This is a genomic window from Sorangium sp. So ce394, assembly GCF_051474665.1.
Classification (GTDB): domain Bacteria; phylum Myxococcota_A; class Polyangia; order Polyangiales; family Polyangiaceae; genus Sorangium; species Sorangium cellulosum_D.
The window spans coordinates 600,483-624,140 of the sequence record NZ_CP150339.1 but is presented as its reverse complement, the minus strand read 5'-3'; the positions used below and the strand labels follow the sequence as shown (position 1 = coordinate 624,140).

Annotated in this window: 19 protein-coding genes; 14 read left to right on the top strand and 5 right to left on the bottom strand. The window is 72.0% G+C overall.

Annotation, left to right across the window (positions count from 1 at the left end; all coding sequences use genetic code 11):
* The first annotated feature begins 585 nt into the window (after positions 1-585).
* Positions 586-1,698, top strand: a complete 1,113-nt coding sequence (locus WMF33_RS02320) for a M23 family metallopeptidase (protein ID WP_437335615.1) — start codon at positions 586-588, stop codon at positions 1,696-1,698.
* A 148-nt stretch (positions 1,699-1,846) separates the two neighbouring features.
* On the top strand, positions 1,847-2,536 hold the full coding sequence (locus WMF33_RS02315) for an MgtC/SapB family protein (protein WP_437335614.1): 690 nt from the start codon (positions 1,847-1,849) through the stop codon (positions 2,534-2,536).
* Between the two features lie 106 nt (positions 2,537-2,642).
* Here the strand turns inward: WMF33_RS02315 and WMF33_RS02310 are convergent, their stop codons facing one another.
* Positions 2,643-7,571, bottom strand: coding sequence for an AAA family ATPase (locus WMF33_RS02310; protein ID WP_437335613.1), 4,929 nt, complete (start codon positions 7,569-7,571; stop codon positions 2,643-2,645).
* A 232-nt stretch (positions 7,572-7,803) separates the two neighbouring features.
* A complete protein-coding gene (locus tag WMF33_RS02305) occupies positions 7,804-8,382 on the bottom strand; it encodes a 2-oxo acid dehydrogenase subunit E2 (RefSeq protein WP_437335612.1) in 579 nt (192 codons plus the stop codon).
* 586 nt (positions 8,383-8,968) lie between these two features.
* Between WMF33_RS02305 and WMF33_RS02300 the strand changes: the two genes are divergently transcribed.
* From WMF33_RS02300 to WMF33_RS02290, 3 genes are all read left to right on the top strand, one after another.
* Positions 8,969-10,528 carry an ATP-binding protein gene (locus WMF33_RS02300; protein ID WP_437335611.1) on the top strand — a complete coding sequence of 520 codons (1,560 nt, stop codon included), beginning with the start codon at positions 8,969-8,971 and terminating at the stop codon, positions 10,526-10,528.
* A 434-nt stretch (positions 10,529-10,962) separates the two neighbouring features.
* A complete protein-coding gene (locus WMF33_RS02295; RefSeq protein WP_437335610.1) occupies positions 10,963-11,130 on the top strand; it encodes a hypothetical protein in 168 nt (55 codons plus the stop codon).
* 3 nt (positions 11,131-11,133) lie between these two features.
* Complete coding sequence (locus WMF33_RS02290; RefSeq protein WP_437335609.1) at positions 11,134-11,733, top strand: DNRLRE domain-containing protein; 600 nt, start codon at positions 11,134-11,136, stop codon at positions 11,731-11,733.
* Positions 11,734-11,779: 46 nt separating this feature from the next.
* Here the strand turns inward: WMF33_RS02290 and WMF33_RS02285 are convergent, their stop codons facing one another.
* Positions 11,780-12,013, bottom strand: coding sequence for a hypothetical protein (locus tag WMF33_RS02285; protein WP_437335608.1), 234 nt, complete (start codon positions 12,011-12,013; stop codon positions 11,780-11,782).
* Positions 12,014-12,152: 139 nt separating this feature from the next.
* Here WMF33_RS02285 and WMF33_RS02280 point away from each other — a divergent pair, with 139 nt between their 5' ends.
* From WMF33_RS02280 to WMF33_RS02260, 5 genes are read left to right on the top strand one after another with little or no spacing between them, the layout of a single operon-like run.
* Entirely contained in the window at positions 12,153-12,899 is a 747-nt protein-coding gene (locus tag WMF33_RS02280; protein WP_437335607.1) for a radical SAM protein, read from the top strand.
* On the top strand, positions 12,896-13,972 hold the full coding sequence (locus tag WMF33_RS02275) for a radical SAM protein (RefSeq protein ID WP_437335606.1): 1,077 nt from the start codon (positions 12,896-12,898) through the stop codon (positions 13,970-13,972). Before WMF33_RS02280 ends, WMF33_RS02275 begins: the two co-directional genes overlap by 4 nt.
* Positions 13,969-14,961, top strand: a complete 993-nt coding sequence (locus WMF33_RS02270) for a class I SAM-dependent methyltransferase (RefSeq protein WP_437335605.1) — start codon at positions 13,969-13,971, stop codon at positions 14,959-14,961. The genes WMF33_RS02275 and WMF33_RS02270 overlap by 4 nt, the downstream gene beginning before the upstream one ends.
* Positions 14,958-15,581 (top strand): ATP/GTP-binding protein, encoded by a 624-nt coding sequence (locus WMF33_RS02265; RefSeq protein WP_437335604.1) that lies wholly within the window; start codon positions 14,958-14,960, stop codon positions 15,579-15,581. The genes WMF33_RS02270 and WMF33_RS02265 overlap by 4 nt, the downstream gene beginning before the upstream one ends.
* Positions 15,582-15,626: 45 nt before the next feature.
* Positions 15,627-16,235 carry a Uma2 family endonuclease gene (locus tag WMF33_RS02260; RefSeq protein WP_437335603.1) on the top strand — a complete coding sequence of 203 codons (609 nt, stop codon included), beginning with the start codon at positions 15,627-15,629 and terminating at the stop codon, positions 16,233-16,235.
* 27 nt (positions 16,236-16,262) lie between these two features.
* On the opposite strand, the gene dnaX is transcribed toward WMF33_RS02260, so the two are convergent.
* Positions 16,263-18,578: a DNA polymerase III subunit gamma/tau gene (dnaX, locus tag WMF33_RS02255; RefSeq protein ID WP_437335602.1), complete on the bottom strand. Its 2,316-nt coding sequence runs from the start codon at positions 18,576-18,578 to the stop codon at positions 16,263-16,265.
* Positions 18,579-18,881: 303 nt separating this feature from the next.
* Between dnaX and WMF33_RS02250 the strand changes: the two genes are divergently transcribed.
* The 4 genes from WMF33_RS02250 to WMF33_RS02235 all read left to right on the top strand — a co-directional run bounded on the left by WMF33_RS02250 (position 18,882) and on the right by WMF33_RS02235 (position 22,708).
* Positions 18,882-19,205, top strand: a complete 324-nt coding sequence (locus WMF33_RS02250) for a YbaB/EbfC family nucleoid-associated protein (protein WP_044985452.1) — start codon at positions 18,882-18,884, stop codon at positions 19,203-19,205.
* A 5-nt stretch (positions 19,206-19,210) separates the two neighbouring features.
* Positions 19,211-19,906 carry a recombination mediator RecR gene (recR, locus tag WMF33_RS02245; protein ID WP_437335601.1) on the top strand — a complete coding sequence of 232 codons (696 nt, stop codon included), beginning with the start codon at positions 19,211-19,213 and terminating at the stop codon, positions 19,904-19,906.
* A 96-nt stretch (positions 19,907-20,002) separates the two neighbouring features.
* Positions 20,003-20,389 (top strand): RidA family protein, encoded by a 387-nt coding sequence (locus WMF33_RS02240; RefSeq protein ID WP_061621620.1) that lies wholly within the window; start codon positions 20,003-20,005, stop codon positions 20,387-20,389.
* A 54-nt stretch (positions 20,390-20,443) separates the two neighbouring features.
* Positions 20,444-22,708 (top strand): hypothetical protein, encoded by a 2,265-nt coding sequence (locus tag WMF33_RS02235; RefSeq protein ID WP_437335600.1) that lies wholly within the window; start codon positions 20,444-20,446, stop codon positions 22,706-22,708.
* Between the two features lie 127 nt (positions 22,709-22,835).
* Here the strand turns inward: WMF33_RS02235 and WMF33_RS02230 are convergent, their stop codons facing one another.
* On the bottom strand, positions 22,836-23,645 hold the full coding sequence (locus WMF33_RS02230; protein ID WP_437335599.1) for a hypothetical protein: 810 nt from the start codon (positions 23,643-23,645) through the stop codon (positions 22,836-22,838).
* Positions 23,646-23,658: the final 13 nt, after the last annotated feature.

The following is a 23,658-nucleotide window of genomic DNA, read 5'->3' as shown; positions in this document are numbered from 1 at the left end:
GCCCGACGTCGCCGAGAGATGGCTCACCGGCCGCATCTCTGCGCCTCACCGGGCTTCATGCCGTCACGGGGAGCGATCCTTCAGATTTTGTTCGTCACGGACTGGCCCCGTCCGCTCGCTCTGCCACGTGGTCATGGTGGCGGATTTTTTCCGATGCGCCGACGCGCCGGGCTCGCGGCGCATCGAGGTGCAGAGGGCGAGTCGCTCGTCGCGACGTTATCCGCTTGCCAGCCCAGCAAACACGACAATCCTGAAGACCTGAGAGCAGCGCTGACATCGCATTTCGACTGCATCAGCAAGAAGGACTTCACGGGAACAAAATCCCTAACAACCCCTAGCTTCGTCCTCTACGAGGACGGGAAGGTGACAAACCACGACGGCCCGATCGGATCGCGCAAAAGGATGTTCTGTCGACCCAGGGCAGGCCCCAGCGCCAGCGATGCGGCCGCGAAGGGGGCCTTCCGTGCGGCCGGGCCGGGGTTGACGCGAGCGACGCTCGCGCATAGCGTGCGCGCCGTCCGCATGTCTCGTGCCCCTGTCACTGCCGCCAAGGCGCGTCGATGCCATAGCGCAAGGTGATCTCGGATGCCCGGTGGAAGCCCCAAGCGACCCGAGTCCACGCCTGACGGCTGGTCGCCCCGCACCGAAGCCTCGGTGTGGCTCGGGCTCGGGCTGCTCGGCGTCGTGGTCGTGTGGTTCACGGTGCGCGCCGTCGAGATCGACAGGTCGCTCGATGCGGCGAGCCGGCAGCTCGCGAGCGCCCGACCGCTGGACGCGCCGCCGCCGCCTGCGCCGGCTCCCGACGCGGGCGCAGAACCGCATCTCGCGCTGGCCTGGACCGCGGGAGCCCCGGGCGAGCCGGCGGAGCCGCAGGCGAGCGTGCGGCGGGCAGCCGAGGAGCTGCTCGCGCGGCGCCTCCCTCACGGGCTCCGTCGCGGGGCGGTGGTCCGCGCCGTCGCCGACGCCGCCAGGGCGCCGGAGGAGCCTCGTGTCCTGGCGCTCGACGTGCGGGCGGCCGGGCAGCCGGAAGCCCGCTTCTACCGGTTCGACGGCGGCGCCACGGGGCGGCTCGTCGACGAAGACGGACGCGAGCCGGTGCCGAGCCCGTGGCAGGCGCCGCTCCCCACGCTGCGTCGGACGTCGCCGTTCAACCCCAAGCGGATGCACCCCATCCTGCACCGCGTGGTGCCGCACGAGGGCACGGACTACGGCGCGCCGTCGGGGACCCCGGTCTATGCCGCGCTCGAGGGCACCGTCTCCTGGGTGGGGCCGCATGGCGGTCATGGCAAGTGGGTCGCGATCCAGCACGACAACGGCGTCGAGACAGGCTACGCGCACCTCTCGAGGTACGCGGCGGGCCTGAAGCGCGGGGACCACGTGGCGACCCATCAGCTCGTCGGCTACGTGGGCTCGACCGGGCGGTCGACGGGGCCGCACCTGCACTTCAGCGCGAGCCGCAACGGCGTCTACTTCGACGCGGAGACGCTGCTCGCGACGCGCCTGCGGGAGCTCCCCGCCGATCAGCGCGACGCGTTCCGCACCGAGAAGGGCGAGCTCGACCGCGAGCTCGACGGCATCGGGGATCCCCTCCCCGCCGCGCCGCGGCCCGGCGGCGAGGACGAGCCGGCGTCGCCGGCGAGCGATTCGGCGTCGCAGCCGCGCGCGGCCGCGTCGGGCGCCCGGCGCCAGCGGCGATGACGCCGGCGAAGCCGTCCGGCGGCCTCGTCTCCCCCTGCGCGTCGGCGAGCCCTACGTACGGGGACGCGTCGCCACGGCGTCCGGCGAGGACGCGCGGGGGCGCAAGCGCGCCGCGAGCCTCGGCCGCCCACGGGAGGTGGAAGCACAGATGGACACCATGCACGTCGACCTGTTGATCCGGATCGCCGCGGGCGCGGCGCTCGGGGGCGTCATCGGGTACGAGCGCGATCGCCACGGCCGCCAGGTCGGGCTCCGGACGCACCTGCTCGTCGCGATGGCCGCGGCGACGTTCATGGTCATCTCGGTGAAGTTCGTCTACTTCCAGCATTACGGAAAGGACGATCTGGTCGTCGTCGACTCCTCGCGCATCGCCGCGTCGATCGTCGCCGGCATCGGCTTCCTCGCCGGCGGCTCCATCCTGCGCACCGGGACCACGGTCCAGGGCATCACGACCGCGGCGGGCCTGTGGCTCGTGACGGCGATCGGCATGTGCTCGGGCGCGGCGATGTACGTCGAGGCCGTCGTCGTCACGCTCCTCGGCGTGCTCGCGCTCACGGCGCTCCGCCGCTTCGAGGACAAGGACGACCGCAGCACCCGGCGCCGGATCGCCCTCGTCCTGGGCGAGGAGTCGGCCGGCGTGGCCGACATCATGAAGGTGCTCGAAGCGCTCGGGGCCGTCGTCTCGGACATGGATTACGAGCGCCGCCTCGACGACAAGCGGCGCGTCAACGTGACGCTCGACGCGAGGATCCCGAACGCGATCGGCGTGGAGACGCTGATTGACCAGCTCGCGAAGCAGCCCGGGGTCCGGCGCGTCCACGTCCAGGCGCCCTCGTGATGGAAGCCGATCTGCGCACGATCGGCGGGATCTCTGACGCACGGGACGAGCCGCCCCACGGCGGCTTCGCCGCGGCGGACCGGCGCGACCGGCGGGCTTCAGCCCCTCAGCTCCGCTGTGCCATGCACATCCGCAGGCCGTCGCGCAGCTTCGCGCGCGTCGTCACGCGGCTCAGGTCGAGCCCGTGCGAGATCATGGTCCGGGCGACCTCGGGCTGAATGCCCGTGATGATGCTCCGCGAGCCCAGGAGCTGCACGGATCGGATGATGCGCACGAGGCGCTCGGCCGTGCCGGGATCGATCGCGCTCACCCCGGTGAGATCGAGGATCGTGGACCTCGACTGGGTGTGGACCACCCGTTCGAGCAGATCCTGCATGATCGTCGCGGCCCGGTCGTCGTCGAGCCCGCCCACCACCGGGATGGTGAGCACACCGTCCCACACCTCGAGGATGGGCGTGGAGAGGGTGCGGATGAGCTCTTTTTGCCGAGCGATGAGCGCGAGCTTCTCCGAGAGCTCGATCTCGATCCGCGCGTGGGCGACCTCGAGCTCGGCGGTGCGCGTCCTGACCTTCTCCTCGAGGCTCGCATACAGGAGCGCGTTCTCCATGGAGATGGCCACCTGGGCGGCGAGCAGCCGGGTCACCTCCAGCCGGTCCGGCGTGAACGCTCCGGCGGCCAGATCGTTCTCGAGGTAGATGACGCCCACGAGGCGCCCCTGCCGGAGGATGGGCGCCGCGAGGATCGAGCGGGCCTGGGTCCTCGCGATGTACGGGTCGCTCGCGAACAGATCGCTGCTGGCGGCGTCGCAGAGGACGACGCTCTCCGCGGTCCGCGTGACGTAGTGCACGACGCTCGCGGCGACATCCCCGCACGCCTCCAGCGGCACGGGCGACAGCACCTTGATCTCCCGCGCCTCGACGTGACCTTCCGCCTGGACCACGAGCCTGTCGTTGTCCCTGAGGATCACGAGCCCCTTCCTGGCGCCCGCGCTCTCGAGGATGCTCTGCATGAGCTTCTTGAGGAGCGAGGGGAACAGGATCTCGCCCGAGATCGCCTGCGAGGCCTTGATGACGGCGAGCGTGTCGAGCTTCGCCTTGCCGTGGTCCACCTCCGCGGCGTGCTCGAGGGAGGCGCTCTGGGCGGCCCCGGCGTGGTCGCCCGGGCCCGCCTGGCGCGGCGCCTCCCGCCCCAGCGCCTGCGCGAACTCCCGCTCGAGGCGCTCCGTCACGCGCGCGGCGCCCCAGCGCGCGTAGAGCCGGTGCGCCTCGGCGATGTAGGCGTGCGCGAGGAACTCCCTACCCATGTCGCGGTAATGGAGCGCGCAGAGCTCGTTCGCGAGCGCCTCGTCGTGGAGGAGCCGCGCCTCCCGCGCGGCGGAGATCGCCTGATCGTAGAGGGCGCCCGCGCCCTCGCGCCGCTCGATCCGCGCGAGCTCGGCCCGCAAGATCAGGCTGCGGTGGCGGAAGATCTGCGGGTTGAGCCCTGCCCAGAGATCGAGCTTGCCCGCGAACGCCCTGAGCCGCTCGACGTACGCGCTCCCGAGCTCCGGGGCGGCCGCGATCGAGGCCCGCGAGGACGCCACGCCGCCATAGAAGTAATAGCAAGGGCTCGCGTGCCAGGCCCCGAGCATCACGTCGGCGCCAGGGTCGGTCTCGCCCCAGACCGCGGCCACCCGCTCGTATTCGCCCTTGAAGACGCCGCCGATGACCGTGAAGATGTTGGTGAAGTAGAGGCTCGCGGTGTTGTTGATCCGCCTGGCCTCCGCGATGATGGCGTCGAGATGGACCCGGCGCGCGCGCGGCCTGTGGCCGTCCCCCTCGGCCGGCGTGCTGAGCTCTTCGCCGAGATCGGCGGCGGCGGCGACGATCCAGGTGATCGCGTTGAACCTGTCGAGCTTGCAGATGTGCTCGCTGTCCTTCGCCTCCTGGACGAGCTCGTGGAGGTTCTTCCCCAGGAGCAGGCTGCTCAGCTGCGAGTTGCACGCATTGTAAAAGGCCCAGATGTACTGGCCCGTCTCGAGGCCGACGTGCATGCCCTTGCGCAGCGACGCCTTGTAGGTCGCGTAGCTCTCTTTCCAGTGCTGCACCCACGCGCCCCACATGTTGCACAGCATGGCCTCGGACTTCTTGTCCGGATTGAGCTCGTTGAGGCGGACGGCCGCCCTGCCGAACTCGTAGCCCCGCTCGACGTCGAGCCGGGCGCACAGGATCGTCCCGAAGTTGACGTACGCGTAGATCGAGTTCCTCGAGATCCCGTGCGTGAGCGAGTTCTGCAGCATCTTCATCACGGTGATGCCGAAGTTGTTCGTCCCCAGCTGGTAGGTGGGCGAGAACATCTCCTGCAATAGGTCCTGCAGGGCGGCGATCTCGGGATCGGTCAGGGCGGGAAGATCGATGAGCGACGCGATGGGCCGATCTCCGATCATGGCCATGGTTCGCTCGATCTCGGCGGTGAGCATGCCGTCGTCCGGGTACGGCGGAAGGTCGATGTCGAACGCGCGCAGCGCGGCGAGCCCCTCGTCCAGCGCGGCGGGCAGATCGTTCTTCAGGATCTGCACGTTGATCTTCAGGCGCCGGACCTCGGTCTCGTGCACCCGCCCCCGCGCCTTGTCGAGGCAGCCCGAGAGCGTCGCGAGCGCGTCGTCGTGCCGCTCGCAGAGCGACTCCAGCACGCCCTTCTTCGTGTGGTAGGCGAACGTCAGCTCGTACTCGGAGGCCCACGCGTCGGCGGGCAGCAGGGAGATGCCGTGCTCCAGGTACTTCAGCGACGCGGAGAAGGCGCTCGACTCCTCGGCGCGCGCGGCTGCACGGAGGTTGAGCCTGGCCGCGGTGAGCCGCTCCTCCGGCGCCTGGATCAGATCGCCGGCGCTGTTCAGGTGATTGACGACATCGAACACGCTCTGCCCCTCGTCGGGGTCGAGCTTGCCGAGGAGCAGCCTCCCGATCCGGTGGTGGAACCCCGGCCGGTCCCGCGCGGGGATGAGGGAGTAGGCCGCCTCCTGGATCTTGTCGTGCGCGAAGCGGTAGCCCTCGCCGGCGCTCACGATCAGCCCATCGTCGATGGCCCTGGCGAGGCTACCGTAGGTGGCGTCGGGTGCCTCTGCGCTGACGGTGTTCAGGATCTCCAGCTCGAAGCAGTTGCCGATCGCCGCGGCGAGCCGGAGCACCTCTTGCGTGTCCTCCGGGAGGCGCCGGATGGTCTGCGCCATCAGGCTCAGGACGTTGTCGGTGTGCTCGAGCTCCTTGATCGTCGAGAGGTCCCAGCGCCACCCCGCCGCGGGGTCGAGGACCAGGGCCCTGACCTCCACCAGGTGCCTGAGGAACTGCTTGACGAAAAACGGGTTTCCGCCGGTCTTCTTCAGCACCGCGCGCGCGAGCGCGTCCGTGCCGCCGGTCTGCAGGCTGTCGCTCAGGAGCTCGCTCAGGTGGGCGAGCCGGAGCGGCTCGAGGACGATGTCGACGACCCCGAGGCGCGCCGCCTGGAGCTCCTCGAGCGCGACGAGGAAGGGGTGGGTCGGGCTCACCTCGTTGTCGCGGTAGGCGCCGCAGAAGAAGAGCGACTCCATCCCCTCGTCGGCGAGGAGGGACTTGAGCAGGCTGAGGCTGGCCGAGTCGACCCACTGCAGGTCGTCGATGAAGACGGCGAGCGGGTGGGCTGGGCGGGCGAACACCGCGACGAACTTCTTGAAATAGAGGTTCAGGCGGTTCTGGGCCTCGACCGGGCCGAGCGCCGGCACGGCCGGCTGCGCGCCGATGAGGTGCCCGAGCGACGGCAGGACGTCGCAGATGACCTGCGCGTTGCTCCCGAGGGCGTCGAGGATGGCCCTCCGCCATCGCTGGACGCGCTCCTCGCTCTCGGACAGGAGCTGCTTGACGAGCGCGTCGAACGCATGGACGACGGCGCTGTAGGGCGTGTCGCGGTTGTACTGGTCGAACTTGCCGCTGACGTAATAGCCACGCTCGCGCGCCAGCGGCTTGAGGATCTCCTGGACGAGGGACGATTTGCCGATCCCCGAGTAGCCCGAGACCAGCACGATCGCGCGCCTGCCCCGGAGCACGTCGTCGAACGACTCGATGAGCCGCCGGATATCGCCTTCGCGGCCGTAGAGCTTCTGGTGGATCTGGAAGAGATCGGTCCTGTCGTGCTGGCCCGGGGTGAAATCGTCGATGGATCCGCGCTCTTCCCAGCGCCGCCGGCACTCCTCCAGGTCGTCCCTCAGGCCTTCGGTGCTCTGGTAGCGATCCTCGGCGTTCTTGCCGAGCAGCTTCATGGTGATGGCCGAGAGCGCCGGGGGCACCTTCGGGCTCAGCTCCGAGGGCGGGGTCGGCCGCACGGCGATGTGGGCGTGGATCAGCTCGAGCGGGTCCGCGGCCTCGAACGGCCTTCGTCCGACGAGGATCTCGTAGAACACGACCCCGAGCGAGTACAGGTCGGCGCGGTAATCGACGCTGCGGTTCATGCGGCCCGTCTGCTCGGGGGAGGTGTACGGGAGCACCTCCGAGAGGACCTCGCGGCCGTAGATGGCCTCCCGCTCGCGCGTCACGATGGATTCGACGCCGAAGCCGGTGAGCTTGATCTGCTCGCCCTCCCCGAGCAGGATGTTCCGGGGCCTGATGTCGCCGTGGAGGAGGCCGCGCCGGTGGATGTCGGCCAGGGCCTCGGTCATCCGGATGGCGCCGCTCAGGAACCCGCCGACGTCGAGCTCGCCCCGATCCTTCAGGAGCTCGGACAGCGCGGCGCCCGGGAAATACTCGGTCACGAGCAAGAGCCCGTCCGCGTGCTCCTCGACGCCGTGGACCTTGACGATCCGCTCCGAGTCGATGCGCCGGATGGCGCTACAGGCATGCTTGAAGCGCGTGACATCGGCGATCCGCGAGAGATCGGCGTGGAGCATCCTCACCGCCACCTCCCTACCATCGCCCTCTCGGCGGGCTCGGTACGTGACCGAGGCCGCCGTCTCGCCCGTCTTCGCGGTGATTTGATATCCGTTGATTCGCGCCGTCCCTCGCTCAACCCCCGGGCGTCTTGTTGTCATGGTCGGTAGAAGGAGAGCGCCAAAGATTCGATGATGTCAAGGACGAATCTCCGCGTTCCTCTCAGAGGATCGACGTTGGATGACGATCCGCTCATCTTCTCGAAAATAGATGAGCAATCAACGGTTTATCCACGCACCAGAGCGTCTGTCTTCACTGTACGGCCTGCGCGCCACAACGGATGAAGAGCCAGCAAGCTCATGAGCGGTCGCCGACGGCGTCGCTGACGGGCCATCACCAGCTTGGGTGAAAGGGGGGGCCGGCGGGACGGGGGCGGCTTCCATTCACGCTGGCCCGGCGGAGCGCGCTGCTCCAATGCAGCATCGTTCCACCGACGCCCGCGATGAAGAGCACCTCTGGGCAGGATGAAAGAAATGGTTGCAGCAACGCCGCAGCAGTGTCCGTTCCGCTCACCGTATCCCCCTCCGGTGCCCAGCCCTTGAGCCCACGCGCCCGCTCGGCGAGCTCGCGGGCGAGCTCGACGGCGCTCTTGCGATCGGCAGACGCGATCTTCACGCCGGAGAGATCCCTGTCGCCCTCGACCGTCGTGATGAAGAAGATGTCGATGGATCGGCGGGGCACCGCGCGACCCGCGGCGATGCGGGTGTTCAGATCGGGCACTTCGAAGAGCGCGTGCGCCACGGCGCGGCCGACGAGGTGGGTCGGCGTGACGTGGTGGCCCGCCGCCCGCGCCGCCTCGATGAACGTCGAGAGCGGGCCGGCGTCGCAGTCGAACGCGCCGAAGATCTGCGGGTTCTCCGGCGCGCGCCAGATGGCCGACGCCACCCTTCGCCACCCGGTGATCTTTGCCATCGGTCCGCGGACCTCCAGAAGCGCGCGAGCAGCAGGGCCAGGCTTCCTGCCTGGCGCCCGAGACCGGTGTGTCTCCCCGGCAGCGCCGTCACTCCATGGTGACGCTTGATCGCTGCCGGAAGGCGCGATGCTCGGGCCGCAATCGCAAGTCGTGGTCAATTTTGAACATGAAGGCGGGAAGGCGGGAAGAAAATCTTGATGTTCTTCCCGCCTTCCCGCCTTCATGTGGACTCTCTCTGGGCAAAGTCGACCACGACCCAATCGCAATGACAAAGCGCTGATGCGAGGATCTCCTAGCTCTCTTGACCATGGCGGCTTTCGCTTTTCTCTCCTCTGGCGTCCTGGCTCCGCGGCGAGGTTGTCTCTCTCTGCTCTCCTCATCGGCGCCCTTGGCTCCTCGGCGGCTCGTCCCCCTCTCTCTTCTTTTCTCCTGTTGGTCCCTGGCGTCCCGTCTCCTCGCTGTCGCGTCCTCCTTGTCCGTGAGCGCGCTCGGCGCCGGCGCGAGCTCGTATGACGGCCACCGACGCGCCAATCAGGGGGTCCCCTCACGTGACATCCGCGGTGGTGCGCGCTCGCTTTTGTGGCGATGGATGACGCCGGTCCGCCCCTCGAGACCTCCCTCGCCGCCAGGCTGCGCAGCTGCAAGCGCGACGTGATCGAGCGCTGGACGCGCCGGGTGCTCGACGATCCGAGGGCGGCGGCGAAGCGGCACGGGGGTCCGTTGCTGGCGGACGAGGTCCCCAGGCTGTTCGATGATCTCATCGAGGCGCTCGCGGCGAGCCGGCGCGCCGAGCTCCGCGCCGGCGAGGACGGGGAGCCGACGAGCGCCCACGAGCGCATCGAGGACCAGGCGCGCCTCCACGCCGCGCAGGTCCGCTGCGTCGCGGCGACCCTGCGCGAGCTGTCGCACCTCCGGGCGGCGCTGATCGAGGTGTGCGCCGCGCAGGGGATCTCCCTCGGCGTGCGGGAGGCGCACGTCCTCCACGCGGTGGTGGACGCGAGCATGTGGACGAGCGCCCGCGAGATCGAGACGGCGACGCGCGCCGCGCTCGAGGACAGCGCCGCGCGCCTGCGGCTCGCCACGGAGGCCGGCGGCGTCGGGGTCTGGGATTACGACACCGTGACCGGCGCGCTGCGCTGGGACGACCGCTGCCGGCAGGTGTCCGGGGTGGGTCCGGAGCAGGACGTCGATTACGAGCTCTTCGTCTCGGCGATCCACCCGGACGACCGCGCGCGCGTGCAGGAGGCCGTGCTGCGCTCGCAGGACCCGGCGAGCGGCGGTGAGTACAACATCGAGTACCGCCTCGTGGGGCTCTGCGACGGGATCGAGCGCTGGGTCTGCGTACAGGGGCGCGCCTGCTTCGACGCCGCGGGGCGGAGCGTCCGGATGATCGGCACGGTGATCGACATCTCGGATCGCAAGCGGGCGGAGGCCGCGCGGCGCGAGGAGCTCGCGTTTCGGGATCGGTTCCTGGGCGCGCTCGGCCATTACCTGCGCACGCCGCTCACGTCCGTCACGCTGGCGACGAGCGTGCTGATGCACCACGGCAACCTGACGCCGGGCCAGGCGAAGAGCGTCGAGCGGATCGCGGCGAGCGCGCGCCGCATGGGGCGGACGATCGAGGATCTGCTCGATCTGACGCGGAGCCGCTTCGGCGGCAGCATCCCGATCGCGCCGAGCCCGGGGGACCTCCATCTCATCTGCAAGGGGGCGATCGACGAGCTCGGGGCCATGCACGCGGGGGTGCCGATCCGGCTCGATCTGCGCGGGAGCGGCGCCGGGCGGTGGGATCCGGAGCGGGTGGCGCAGATGGTGACGAACCTCGTGCAGAACGCGGTCGACTACGCCGCGCCGGGGAGCGCCGTCCGGGTGGCGATCCGGCCGCGCGGGGAGGACGTGCTGATCGAGGTGCACAACGACGGGCCGGCGATCGCGCCCGAGCTCCTGGCGACGCTGTTCGACCCGTTCCACCAGGCGATGGTCGGCGGGAAGGCGAGCATGGGGCGGGGGCTCGGGCTCGGGCTGTTCATCGCGCACCAGATCGCGAGGGCGCACGGCGGGGGGATCGAGGTCGAGAGCGAGGCGGAGCGGGGGACGACGTTCACCGCGCGGCTGGCGCGGGGTGCGCCGGTGGCGCGGTGTTGAGGTCGCGTGAGGCGATGCAAGAGAACGTGGACAGCGCCGCGCGGGCTCGCGGGGTGGACCGGCGGCCGAGAGAGTGGGAGAGAGCTGGGGAAAGCGCCGCAGGGCCGGCGACACCGCTCCTCGACCGAAGACACGAGAGCACAGGAGCGCCATGAGAGCCGCGGGGTAGAGTCGGATTTTCCGTCGCTCGTCGAAATGGCTGGACAGGACGCATCGACACGCATAGATCGGATACTGGCACTCTGCGCATCCGCCCTCGAATCGAGGCGAGCGCTCCCGTGTTGCCGGTTTGGAGACCGAGCAGCCGCGGGGGCGCTGCTCGAGGAGAGCTCGACAAACAACGATCGAGCCTGACCCCTGCGTCACGGCGCCTGCACCTCGGATGACGCTCCAGCAGTGGTTCGACCCCGACGAGGAACCAGAAGGAGCAACCCATGAAACATGGCCGTCATCGTCTCATCCGCCGCGCTCGCGGCGCTGTTCGCGACCTCCACCAGCGCCGCCAGCCTACCGATCCGCCGACGCCCGTCTACGACGTCATCCAGCGGGGCGCGCTCGGCGACGTGCGCGACGCGGAGATCTGGAGTCTCAACCCGGGCTAGCACGTGCCCGACTCCTACGAGGTGAACACCGGGTACTCGAGCGCCTACGGCGAGAAGCGGGCCCTGTTCGGGTTCGAGCTCGGCTCGATCCCCGAGGGCGCGCTCATCTCGTCGGCCAAGTTCCATGTCTCCACCTACAGCAGCACCAACCAGACCGTGCGCGTGCACCGGGTGCTCGCCCCCTGGAGCGAGGCCGACGTCATCTGGGACAGCGTCGGGGGCGTCGACCCCGCCGTGGTCGCGTCGTTCGAGTCCAGCGGCGGCGCGTGGCGCGAGATCGTCCTCACGGGGCTCGTGCAGGACTGCGTGAGCGGCGTCGTGCCCAACCACGGTATCCTCCTCGAGGAGGACCTCCCCGGGAGGACCTCGTACAAGAGCAGCGATCACCCGAACCCGGACAATCACCCGTTCATCCAGGTGTGTTATCTGCTGCCGAGGGGCTCGATCGGCGGCGCGGTGTGGGTCGACGGCGACGCGGACGGGCTCTACGATCCGGAGCTCGGCGTGGACGGCGTCGTCGTCGATCTGTTCGACGGCGACACGCTCATCCCGGGCATGAGCCGACGGTCGACCACGACGGCGGCGGCCACGGGGTGGCCGTGATCTCGCTCGCGCCAGGCGAGGAGCTGCACGACGCGGGCTTCGGCTATCAGCTCTCCTGCGGCAACGGCGTGTGCGGCGGCGGCGAGAGCTGTTCGACCTGCTCCGCCGGCTGCGGGACATGCGCGCACGTCTGTGGCGACGGCGTGTGCGGCGGCGAGAGCTGTTCGACCAGCGCCGCCGACTGCGGGACCTGCGCGCCCGTCTGCGGCGATGGCGTCTGCTCCGCGGGGGCCGAGGACTGCTCGAGCTGCGCGTCGGATTGCGGCGTGTGCGAGTGCACGTCCCCTGGCACGGCCCGATTGCCCTCGGCTACGCCTCGCACTTCGGCCTGGGCGCGATGGCCCCGGCGCCGTGATCCGCGCCCCCGGATCTCCTTCATCCCCGCCCCACCCCGCCGTATCCTCCTCGCTGGAGGCCCCATGCCGACCGCGACGAGACCCCAGAACGCCACGCTCACCGGCGCGCTCCCGCTCGACCGCCCCACGGCGGAGCGCCCGCACCGCCTCTACGTCGCCACCACGAACCACTGCAACCGCGCGTGCCCCTGGTGCTGCACTTGCTCGTCGCCTCGCGGCCGGACCTTCCTCGCCCTCGACCGCTACCGCGAGAGCTTCCCGGCCGAGGGCCCCTTCGAGGTGCAGCTCGAGGGCGGCGAGCCCACCATCCACCCGCACTTCGACGAGATGGTGCGCCTCGCCCGCGCCGAGCCCCGCTGCGCGCGCGTCGTCGTCGTGACCAACGGCGTCGAGATCCCGCGCGATCCGGCCGGGCTCGACGCCTGGCTCCAGAAGCTCGGCGAGCCCACCACCCTCAAGCTCTCGATCAACCACCACCTCCTCGAGCACGACAGCGGCCTCCTCCCCCTCGCGCGCGCCATTCGCGAGCGGCTCTCCGCGCTTGGCGGCGACCGCCAGCTCGTCCTCAACGTCCGGCTGCGCAAGACGGAGGCCGACGGCGACGCGTGGGTCGTGGAGGCGGTGCGCGACGCGGGGCTCCTCGCGCTCGCCAACGTGTTCCACCTCCAGCGCTACGGCTTCGCGCAGAAGCGCGAGGACTGGGACGAGCCGTTCCTCGTCGGCACCCATTTCACGATGCTCAACCCGGACGGCCGCGCCTTCGGCCCCGACCTCGTGGCGCGCTCCGACGCCATGCGGGGCCTGCCGTGAGCGCGCGCCCCTTCCGCGACGAATGGCGCCGCCTGAAGAGCCGCGCATTCGACCTCACGGGCAACAGCACCGCCGGCGAGACGGTGCGCTTCGACCTGTGGGGCCGTCCGGTCGAGATCTACCGCAACGCGAACTTCTCCATCTACAGCCGGCAGCCGTGCAATGCCAAATGCCACTTCTGCGTCGAGGAGCTCAGGCCGGCGTCGCGCGGGCGGAGCCTCTCGCTGCAGAAGACCGTCGAGGAGGACGACGCTCGCTATTTCGACGCCATGGCCGAGTCCCTCGACGCGCTGAGGCCGCTCGATCCGACGGTATCCATCACCGGCGGCGAGCCGAGCCGCGATCCGCGGCTGCCCCGCATCCTCGCCCTCGGACAGGCCCGCCGAGGGCGCAAGCGGACGCTCACCACGAACGGCTCGGGGCTGCTCCAGCGGCGCGACGGAAAGCGGGTGATCGACTGGATCGCCGACACCGGCGTGCAGCACCTCAACATCAGCCGCGCCCACCCCGATCACGACACGAACGCCAGACTGATGGTGATGAAAGACGGCCTGAGCGTCGACGAGCTGCGCAGCGTCGTCTCGGCGGCAGCGGCGGGCGGCACCCGGGTGCGCCTCTCCTGCGTGCTCCTCTCGGGGCAGATCGACTCGGTCGATGCCATCGTGGCCTATCTGCGGTTCGCCCGGTCCCTCGGCGTGGACAACGTGATCTTCCGGCAGCTGATGAAGACCGACCCGACCGCGGTGGTCGAGAACCACGTCGTGAAGTACAGCGATCGCAGCCGCGTCCGGCTCGAGCCGATCCTCGACGCGCTCAGCGCCGACGCGCGGTTCTCGTTCGAGCGGCAGATCGTGGGCTATTATTACTATGTCGAGGTGTTCCGCTTCGAGGACATCGATGTGGTCTTCGAGGAGGCCGACCTCGCCCAGCTCGAGGAGACGAAGCGCTCGGGCCCGGGCATCGTCCACGAGCTCATCTTCCACCCGAACGCGCGGCTCGCGTCCACCTGGCAGCCCTGGGACGGCATCCTGGGCCCGCCCCCGGCGGCGCGCGCGTCCCTCGACCCGTCATGACGCCGCCCGTCATCCCCGTTCCGTACATCGGCCGGAACCTGCTCTTCCTCGAGGAGGTGCTGGACGAGCTCGACGCGCGCGGCGTCACAGGCCCTCTCCTGTTCCGCGCGAGCGAGGCGGACAAGCTGGCTCGCCTCCTCGAGTACGGCACCGACCGCGCCGGATATCCGGGAGAGCGGCCGTGGACCGACGGCCCGGACCAGGGGCGCCCGATCCGGCACGAGGACGTGATCTTCGCGACCACCGCCGAGGAGATCCGGCGCGGAGAGCGGGAGCCCGAGCGGTCCACGTCGCTCAAGAAATTCGCCGCAATCAAGCGACCGCTGTTCGTCGCGCACGACGCCCGCGGCTTCGTCAAGCTCTGCGACCGGCAGTACGAATACCGCGATCCAGCGCGGAAGCAGGCGGCGCTCCTCGCGCTGTTCCCGGTGACGCGGGTCGACCCCATCCAGGGCTGGTTCTCCGAGGAAGACGGCCTCGCGTACCGCGCGCTGGTGCGCTCGCTCCGGGGCGGCGCGATGGTCGAGGTGGGCTCCTGGAAGGGGCTCTCCACGGCGTACGTCGGGCGGCTCGCGGCGAGGAACGGCGTCGCGCTCCATTGCGTCGACACGTGGGACGGCTCCAGCGACGGGTACGACGCGCGGTATCGCGCCCTCCTGGCCGCGGAGGACGTGCCGGGCGCGTTCCGGGCGAACATGGAGGCGCTCGGGATAAGACCCCACGTCCTCCGGATGCCGTCCACGGAGGCGGCGGCGCGCTTCGCCGACGCGAGCCTGGATCTCGTGTTTCTCGACGGCTCGCACGACCGCGCGGCCGTGCTCGCCGATCTCGAGGCCTGGTGGCCGAAGCTCAAGCCGGGCGGCGTCCTCGGGGGCCACGATCACAACGAGGAGCACGCGGGCGTCGTGGACGCGACAGCGCACTTCATGTCCCTGGCCGGGCGGACGATCGAGCGCGGCGCCGGCTCGGTGTGGTGGGCGCGGCGATGAGGGCGTCGGAGACGAGCAAGCGCCTCTTCGTCGCGACCGGCGCCTATTCGTGCGGCAAGACCACGACGCTCCGCCACCTCGCGACCACGCGGGGCTACCGCGTGCACGGCGAGGCGCACCGTCGCGTGCTCGACGAGCTCGGGGCGCGCACCCACGGGCACCCGCCCGACGCGCCGTTTCGCCCCATCGATGCGCCGGACCACGTCTGTCCCCTGTGCCGCAAGCGGGAGTTCGCCGCGCGGGTGCTGGAGACGCAAAAGGCGATCGAGGCGGAGGCAAGTGATGGGGACTGGCTGGAGCGCGGGTATCTCGATCCGGTCGAGTACTACCTGCGCACGAGCGGAGAGACGGCGTATCCCTGGCCGCCAGGCGAGCCCGCGTTCGAGCGCTATGCGCTTGTGTTCCTGTTCGCCGTGATGCCGGCGCTGCAGTCGCCGCGCTGGGGCAGGAGCAGCGAGGCGCGGGCCGCCGAGGCGGAGCGGATCAACCAGCGGCTCGGCGCGCTGTACCGCGCGGCCGGCTTCGAGGTGGTCGACGTCGGCCCGGGCACCGTGGAAGAGCGGGCGGAGCTCCTGGCGGCGCGGCGCGACGCGCTTGAGGTGGCCTGTCGCGGCGTGTGAGGACGGCGACGCGCGGGGCGAGCGTGCTATCCTGCGTGAGCGCCCATGGTAGCCGCCGTGCACATGCCGCTTCCGTCCCCGACCGCTCCCGCGGGAGAGCAGCGGTTCGTGCTCCACGGCGTCCCCTGGCAGACCTACGTGAGGCTGCGGGACGAGCTGGACCGGCCCGGCCTGCGGATGACCTTCTGCGAGGGAACGCTGGAGCTGATGAGCCCGTCCATCGATCACGAATTGGCGAAGAAGAGCATCGCCCGCCTGATCGAGCTCTTCGCGGTGGAGCGGGATGTGCCGCTCTACGGCTACGGCTCGACCACGTTCCGCCTCGAGGCCAAGGCACGCGGCCTCGAGCCCGACGAGTGCTATTGCGTCGGCGAGGCGATCAAGGAATTCCCCGATATCGCGATCGAGGTGGCGCTGACGAGCGGCGGAATCGACAAGCTGTCCGTCTACAGCGGTCTCGGCGTCCGCGAGGTCTGGTTCTGGGAGAACGACGCCTTCCACCTCCACGCGCTGCGCGGCGAGGCGTACGAGGCCATCGCGGCCAGCGAGCTGCTCCCGGATCTGGATCTCGTCACGCTCGCGCGCTTCGTCCGCTGGCCGGACCAGCACGCGGCGGTCAAGGCGTACCGCGGCTGGCTGCGGAACGCCGGCTGAGCCCGCTCGGGCGGCGGCGCCCGACGCTCATCCGTCGGCGAACTCCTGAGAGAGCCGCACGTCCTTGAGCTCCGCGCCGAGCAGCTCGATCGCGGCCGTGACGAGGGGGTGGTCGGCCACGGCCCGCCGGGCGGCCTCGACGCGCGCCTTGCGCTCGGCCGTCTCGACCTGCGCGAGCGACGGGCCGGCGCTGCCGCGGGTGACCGTCTCGAAGACGAGCTCGGCGGGGCCGCCGAAATGGGCATGCAGCACGCGGGCGAGCATGTCGCGGGCCGCCGGCTCGGTGGCCTGGCCCGACAGGAACGAGTTCGCCTCGTAGCCGAGGACGACGCGCGTCGGCGAGAGCTCCAGCACGGCCGCGTGCTCGAGCACCGAGGCGAGCGCCGGCCGCTGCGCCCGGACCGCGGTGATCACCGCGCGCCAGGTGGCGAGGTCGCTGGCGCTCATCGCCGGGGGCGGCGCGCTGCTCGTCCTTGACACCGGGCCCGACGGCGCGGGGGCCGCCGGGGCGCTCTGCGGAACGGAGTACAGCGCGCCGCGCGGCGACGGAGGCGGGGCGCTGTCGGGGCGGTACGCCGGCGCGGCCGCGCCGTTCGCGTACGGCGCCTTCGCGAACGCCGGCGCGGCCGCGCCCGCGAACGCCGGCGCGGCGCTGCCCGCGAAGGACGCCGCCGCGCCGTTCACGCCCGGCGCGCCGTTCACGAGGGAGACGACGTTCGCCGCCGCGCCGTTCGCCGCCACGCCGCCGCTCGGGCGCGCCACCACGCCCGCCGCCGGCGCGCCGTAGGCAGCAGCCACCGCGCCGCCCGCAGCCACCGCGCCGCTCGCCCGCGCCCCCCCGCCCCCGCCCGGCGCGCCGCTCGCGAACGCGACGCCGTTCGCCGCCGCGCCGTTCGCCCTCGCCGGTGGGCCGTACGCCGCCGCGCCGTTCGCCGCCGCGCCGTTCGCCGCCGCGCCGTTCGCCGCCGCGCCGTTCGCCGCCGCGCCGTTCGCCCTCGCCGCCCCGCTCGCCGCCCCGCCGTACGCCGGCGCCGCGCCCGCGCCGCGCGCCTCCGCCCGCGCGTCCTCCGGCGCAGCCTCCGCCGCGCCGCGCCGGGGCGCAGCCGCGCCGCCGGACGGCGCGCCGGGCCGCTGCGGCGCGCGCTCCGGCGCACCGCCGCCTCCGCCGCCTCCGCCGTTGCCGCCGCCGTTCAGGCGCCGCTCGAGATCGCCGAGGCGGCGCAGCAGCTCGTCGATCGGCAAGAGCGGCGGCCGCCTCGCGAGCCGCACGAGCGCCATCTCCAGCGACGCCCGCGGCTGGCCGCTCCGGACGATGTCGTCGAACGCGCGCGAGAAGCCCTGGTGCAGCCGCGTGAGATCGTCCGCGTCCGCGCGCGCCGCGAGCGCCCGCGCGTCGGCGACCTCCTCGTCGGCCAGATCGAGCAGCGGCGCCGGATCGTCGCAGACCTTCGCCACCACGAGATCGCGCAGGTGCGCGAGGAAGTCGCGGGCCACGTGCGGCAGGTCGTACCCCTGCTGCGCCAGCTCGCCGACGATGCGCACGCACGCCGCAGGATCGCCGTCCACGAGCGCCTCCGCGAGCCGGTGCAGCACCACGCGATCGGCGACGCCGAGCACCTTCGCCACGCCCTCGGCCGTGATGCGATCGCCGCTCGTCCCCACCCACGCGATCACCTGGTCGAGCAGGCTCATCGCGTCGCGCATGCTCCCCGCCGCCTCCCGCGCGAGCGCGCTGAGCGCAGGATCGTCGGCGGGGATCTTCTCCTGATCGAGCACCCAGCGGAGCCGCGCCGCGATCTGCTGCGCCCCGATGAGCTTGAAGTCGTAGCGCTGGCACCGGCTCAGGATCGTGACCGGGACCTTGTGCACCTCCGTCGTCGCGAAGATGAACTTCACGTGCGGCGGCGGCTCCTCCAGCGTCTTCAGGAACGCGTTCCACGCCGCGTTCGAGAGCATGTGGACCTCGTCCACGATGAAGATCTTGAACCGGTCGCGCGCCGGCCGGTACGGCAGGCTCTCCTGGAGCTTGCGCACCTCGTCGACGCCGTTGTAGCTCGCGCCGTCGATCTCCTGGACGTCGACGTCCGCGCCGACGGTGATCTCGGCGCACGCCGGGCACGCCTGGCACGGCTTCGCCGTGGGGCCGTGCACGCAGTTCAGCGCCTTGGCGAGGATGCGCGCGCTCGTCGTCTTGCCGACCCCGCGGACGCCCGTGAACAGGAAGGCGTGCGCGACGCGATCCCGCGCGATGGCGTTGCCGAGCGTCGTGGATACGTGCTCCTGGCCGACGAGATCCTCGAAGGACTGCGGGCGCCATTTCCGCGCGAGGACGACGTAGCTCATACGCTGCTCGACTAGCACCTTCTCGCGGGCGCGTCGCCGCAGCTGTGACCGGCACGGACGGCGCCCCGCATTCCGGTCAGTTTGCCAGAGTTGCCGCTCGAAACGCACCCCCGCTCCGCAGGGGCCGGGGCGGCCGGCGCGCGCCGGGGAGTTCCCTGGAGCCGACGCGCGCCGGGGAGTCCCTGGAGAGGCGGAAGCGCCCGCTCGCGGCGAGACGGACCGGACGGGGGGCCGGCCGGGCTCTCCGCGTCCCCTTCCCGGTTGCGGCGCGGCGCGGTTCACGGCATAGACGGCCGTCTGACCATGCAATTTCGCGGCGGAATGAATGAGCTGGTTCGCCAGGCGGCGCGCATGCAGCGCAAGATCGACCAGGTGAAGGGCGAGCTGAAGGACCGCGAGGTGAGCGCGACCGCCGCCGGCGACAAGGTCACCGTCGTGGTCTCCTGCGAGGGAAAGGTGCGCAGGATCGACGTCGACCCCGCCTTCCTCGCCAGCGAGGGCCTCGAGATGGCGCTCGACGCCATCGTCGCCGCGTCGAACTCGGCGCTCGAGACGGCCGACAAGCTCGTCGAGAGCGAGATCGCCAAGGTGACCGGCGGCGTGAAGCTCCCCGGCATGCACACTTGATCGCGTTGCGTCCCCCGGCCTCGCTCCCCGGCTCCTCGAAGCTCCCGAACGGCGGCCCCGCCGGCTTCCGCAGCGCGCCCGGCGGCCTGCCCGGCCGGCTGTCGCGCGTCGCCCAGCTGCTCGCCCGCCTGCCGGGCGTCGGCGAGAAGACGGCGCAGCGCTTCGCCCTCTTCCTCGTGACCGCCGGCGAGGACACCGCGCGCGACCTCGGCAGCGAGCTCGCGGAGCTCTGCGACCACATCCGGCCGTGCACCCGGTGCGGCCACATCGCCGAGCTCGACGACGACGGCCGGGCGCTCTGCGCCATCTGCCAGGACTCGCGGCGCGACGGCGCCCTCCTCTGCGTGGTCGCGCGCGTCCAGGACCTGCTCGCGATCGAGCGGAGCGGGGCGATGCGCGGGCGCTACTTCGTGCTCGGCCGGCTCCTCTCGCCGCTCGAGGGGGTCGGGGCCGAGGAGCTGCCCCTCGAGGCGCTCCGGGCGCGCGTGCGCGACCCCGAGCAGCCGGTGCGGGAGGTGCTCGTCGCTACGCCGCCCTCGGTCGACGGGGAGGCGACCGCGCTGCTCCTCGCGCGCGAGCTCGGCGCCATGGGGATCCAGGTCACGCGGATTGCCAGCGGCGTGCCGCACGGGGGAGATCTGGAGTTCGCCGACCAGGTGACGCTGGGGCGAGCCATCGAAGGCCGGAAGAGCTTCGGCTAGCGAAAACCGCGCAGCTCGGCCCCCGACCCACGCGAGCGAGGGCCGGGGCCGGCGGGCCTTCCGTACGCCGGGGCGCTCCACGATTCAGAGGTCGACATGTCCAAAACCGCAATCACATCCGACCGGGCACCGCGCGCCATCGGGCCCTACTCGCAGGCCGTCAGGGCCGGCGACCTCGTGTTCTGCAGCGGCCAGATCCCGATCGATCCCGCGACGGGCGAGCTCGTCGGAGGGGGGATCGAGGCGCAGACGGCCCAGGTGATCAAGAACCTGACCGAGGTGCTGTCCGCGGCCGGCGCGGGCTGGGACGACGTGGTGAAGACCACGATCTACCTGACGAACCTCGCCGATTTCGCCGTCGTCAACCAGGTGTACGGGGCGGCCGTCGGCGGCGCGCCGCCCGCACGGGCGACGGTGCAGGTGGCGGCGCTGCCCAAGGGCGCCGCCGTCGAGATCGAAGCTGTTGCCCATCTATCGCGATAATCGGGGAGCCGCGGCCGCGGCCCCCATCTCCAAAATGTCCCCGGGAGCCTCGACATGAGCACAAAGAACGAGAGCGAGAGCACGGAGCGGACCGCCAGCGCAGTTCCCGAACCTGCGCACGAGGGCGCCCCCGATGCAGAGAGCGGAGACAAGCCGCGCGCGCGCAGGGTCGTCCGCTCGGCGAGCACGGCGGCCTCCGCGAAGCGGGCCGACGAGCCGTCCGAGGGCGCCTCGGCGCAGCCCGCAGGCGAAGCGCCGCGCCCCTCGGCGAAGGCCGCCGCAAAGGAGCCGCAGGGCTCGCTGCTGGACCTGATCGCGCCCCGCAAGCGGCCGGCGCTGGCGGACGCGCCGCCTCCGGCCACGACGCCGCCCACGACGCCGCCCACGACAGAAGACGCCGCGCCGCCGCCCACGGCCGCGCCGCGCGTCGTGCGCGACTACCGCGCGCCCAGGCCCGAGCGATCCGCCGCGCCCTCCGGCGCGCCGCGGTTCGACCGGGGGCCGAGGCCCGACCGCGGCCCGCGCCCCGACCGGGGGCCCAGGCCCGACCGCGGCCCGCGCCCCGACCGGGGGCCGAGGCCCGACCGCGGCCCCAGGCCGGAGCAGGGACCTGGCGCGGCGCAGGGGGCCGGCGCGGAGCAGGGCGCGAGGCCCGACCGGGGGCCCAGGCTCGACCGGGGGCCGCGGCCCGACCGCGGCCCGAGGCCCGACCGCGGCCCGCGCCCCGACCGGGGGCCGAGGCCCGACCGCGGGCTGTCGGCGCGGCCGGTCGCGGAAGGCGGACGGGCGGAAGGCGGGGGCGCGCGGCCCTCGGGGGCCGAGGGACGAGCGCCCGCGGCGGCGAAGCAGCAGCAGAGCGACCGGATGGTGACCGTGGTCGGCCAGGGCGCGGCCGCGACGGTGGTGACGGGCAAGGGCGGCCGGCCGCAGGGCCCGGCCAAGCCGGCGCACCTCCTGTTCGCGCTGCCGGCGGCCAAGGCGAAGCAGGTCGCGGCGGCGGACAAGCCGGCGCTCACGGCGCGCGAGGCGCTCGCCGCGAAGGCGAAGGCGAAGCAGGCGACCTCGGCCGCGAAGAGCAAGGCCGACGGCGGGGCGCGGCCCGAGGGCAGCGCGGGCGCCGAGGCGGCCAAGGTCGAGTTCGACGCCGAGGTGCTCGCGGCGGGCTGGGACCGGGCGATCGAGGCGCTGCGGTCGGCGGGCGACGCCGCGCCGGCGCTCGTCGACGCCTGGCTCGGCGCCTCCAACGCGGAGGCGATCGCGGCGGCCGCCGAGTCGGAGGAGGCCTCCGGCGCGGCGCGGAAGGCGGCGCGGCGCGCGCTCAACGTGCTGAAGTCGCGCGGGGCGGCGATCCCGACGCGGCCGCGCGTGGTGCGGCTCGCCGAGGAGCGCGCCGAGGTGGTCGAGGCGACGCTGATCCCGCCGGACTCGAGCGGCACCGAGGCGATCGCGATCACGAGCCGCGACACCAGCGGCCGCTACCGGATCGCGGAGGTGATCGTGCGCGAGGGGGTCGGCGTGGTGCACGCCGGCGCGGGGTGGCTCAGCGGCTCGCAGCTCAAGGAGGGCCGGGCGCGCGCGCAGGACAACCTGGGCACGGCGCCCGTGCCCGTCTCCCTGGAGTGGGCCCGCCACCGGATCGCGCTCGCGAAGCGGCAGAACGCCGCGTCGGGGCAGGTCCTGCCGCTCGGGCTGGAGGGGTGTCGCGATCTCGTCGAGCCCGCGCCCGAGGCCGAGCCGCGGCACCCGGTGGCCGACCTCGAGGAGAGCCTGACGGACGAGCAGGTGGCGTCGCACATCGCCGGCTCCGCCTCGCTGCACGACGAGCCGGAGTTCCGGCACTGGCTGCCCGCGCGGCAGGCGCTCGACGAGCTCCTGCAGAAGGTCGGCCAGCGGCTCGGGACCGCCGGGATGCGCGATCCCGCGCTGGTGAACACGGCGCTGCGGGAGGAGCTCGAGCTCGCGACCGACCGGTTCTTCTCGCCCGAGGTGCGCGGGCAGCTCGCGACGCGGATCCGGAGCAGCGCGGTCTCGCTGCGCGCGCGCAAGGGCGACGCGGCGGCCACCGCCGCCCTCGCCGTGGCGCGCGCCATCAAGGAGGCGGGGCTGATCACCTCGCCGCCGCGCGAGATCCCCTTCCTGGCGGCGTTCTTCCAGAAGGCGCTCGGCGTGCTCGCGCAGCAGGGAGGCGGGCAGCTGCGGGTGCCGGTCCCGGCGGGCGCGGCCGCGCCGGCCGGGGGCGGCGAGGCGCCTGCCGAGGGCGCGGGCGGCGAGGCGCCGAGCGGCGAGGGCGCCGAGGCGCAGCAGGCGGCCGGCGGGTGATCGAGGGCGCCGGCGACACCGGCGCGTGATCGAGCGCGCCGGCGACACCGGCGCGCTCGACACAAAGGCCCGAGAGGCGAGCCCGGATCCTTCCGGCGCTCGCCTCTCGGCTTTTGTCCTGGCGGAGCTACTTCACGTCGATGGTGATGTCGCCGTTCTCGGTGAAGAGCTCGAGGAGGCCGCCGTCGCCGTCGCCCATCGTGTACGACGTCGCGCTGCCCTCCCCGGCGGTCGCCCACGTCGAGGGGATGCCCTGCTCCACGACGTCGCCGTTGAGCGTCTGCGCGGTCATCGTCCCGTCGACCCCCGCCGGCACCGAGAGCTCGATCGCGCCGTTGCCGGAGGAGATCGCGCCGTCCGAGCTGCTCCACGCGTCGAGGTCGACGAAGACGCTGCCGTTCTTGGTGGCCACGTCGATCGCGCCGCGCGCGCCGACCAGATCGATGCTGCCGTTGTTGCTCACGATGGTCGTGCCGCGGGACGGGACGCGGTCGAGGTCGACGTCGACGCTACCGTTGTCCTGCTCGATGCGGAGCCCGCCGTCGAACTCGTTCGGCAGGACGACCTCGATGTCGGCGCCGAGGTACCCCGAGGCGTTGCGCTTGGTACCGGTCGTGATGACGATGTCGCGGTCGGTCTTCGCGACGAGATCGAGGTCCTCCTCGATCTCCTGCACCGCGAGCTGGTTCTCGTCCTTCTTGCGCATCGTGAACGGGGAGAAGGTGACCACGACGTCGCTCACGTCCCCGATGCGGACCTCGACGTCGCCGTTGTCGCTCACGATGCGGATGCTCTGGGTCGGGAGGTAGTCGACGCGCACGCTCTCGTCGTTGCCTTCGTAGCGCACGAGCGTCTCGGCGGTGATGACACACCCGGCCGTCGCTGCGGCAGAGGCCGCGCAGATCAAGAAGCAGGCGATTCGAAGCGAGCGATTCATCATGGATTCCTCT

Coding starts and splice junctions, on each gene's coding strand:
- WMF33_RS02320 (WP_437335615.1), top strand. CDS start 586: ATGCCCGGTGGAAGCCCCAAGCGACCCGAGTCCACGCCTGACGGCTGG.
- WMF33_RS02315 (WP_437335614.1), top strand. CDS start 1,847: ATGGACACCATGCACGTCGACCTGTTGATCCGGATCGCCGCGGGCGCG.
- WMF33_RS02310 (WP_437335613.1), bottom strand. CDS start 7,571: ATGACAACAAGACGCCCGGGGGTTGAGCGAGGGACGGCGCGAATCAAC.
- WMF33_RS02305 (WP_437335612.1), bottom strand. CDS start 8,382: ATGGCAAAGATCACCGGGTGGCGAAGGGTGGCGTCGGCCATCTGGCGC.
- WMF33_RS02300 (WP_437335611.1), top strand. CDS start 8,969: ATGGATGACGCCGGTCCGCCCCTCGAGACCTCCCTCGCCGCCAGGCTG.
- WMF33_RS02295 (WP_437335610.1), top strand. CDS start 10,963: ATGAAACATGGCCGTCATCGTCTCATCCGCCGCGCTCGCGGCGCTGTT.
- WMF33_RS02280 (WP_437335607.1), top strand. CDS start 12,153: ATGCCGACCGCGACGAGACCCCAGAACGCCACGCTCACCGGCGCGCTC.
- WMF33_RS02270 (WP_437335605.1), top strand. CDS start 13,969: ATGACGCCGCCCGTCATCCCCGTTCCGTACATCGGCCGGAACCTGCTC.
- WMF33_RS02265 (WP_437335604.1), top strand. CDS start 14,958: ATGAGGGCGTCGGAGACGAGCAAGCGCCTCTTCGTCGCGACCGGCGCC.
- WMF33_RS02260 (WP_437335603.1), top strand. CDS start 15,627: ATGGTAGCCGCCGTGCACATGCCGCTTCCGTCCCCGACCGCTCCCGCG.
- dnaX (WP_437335602.1), bottom strand. CDS start 18,578: ATGAGCTACGTCGTCCTCGCGCGGAAATGGCGCCCGCAGTCCTTCGAG.
- WMF33_RS02250 (WP_044985452.1), top strand. CDS start 18,882: ATGCAATTTCGCGGCGGAATGAATGAGCTGGTTCGCCAGGCGGCGCGC.
- WMF33_RS02240 (WP_061621620.1), top strand. CDS start 20,003: ATGTCCAAAACCGCAATCACATCCGACCGGGCACCGCGCGCCATCGGG.
- WMF33_RS02235 (WP_437335600.1), top strand. CDS start 20,444: ATGAGCACAAAGAACGAGAGCGAGAGCACGGAGCGGACCGCCAGCGCA.
- WMF33_RS02230 (WP_437335599.1), bottom strand. CDS start 23,645: ATGAATCGCTCGCTTCGAATCGCCTGCTTCTTGATCTGCGCGGCCTCT.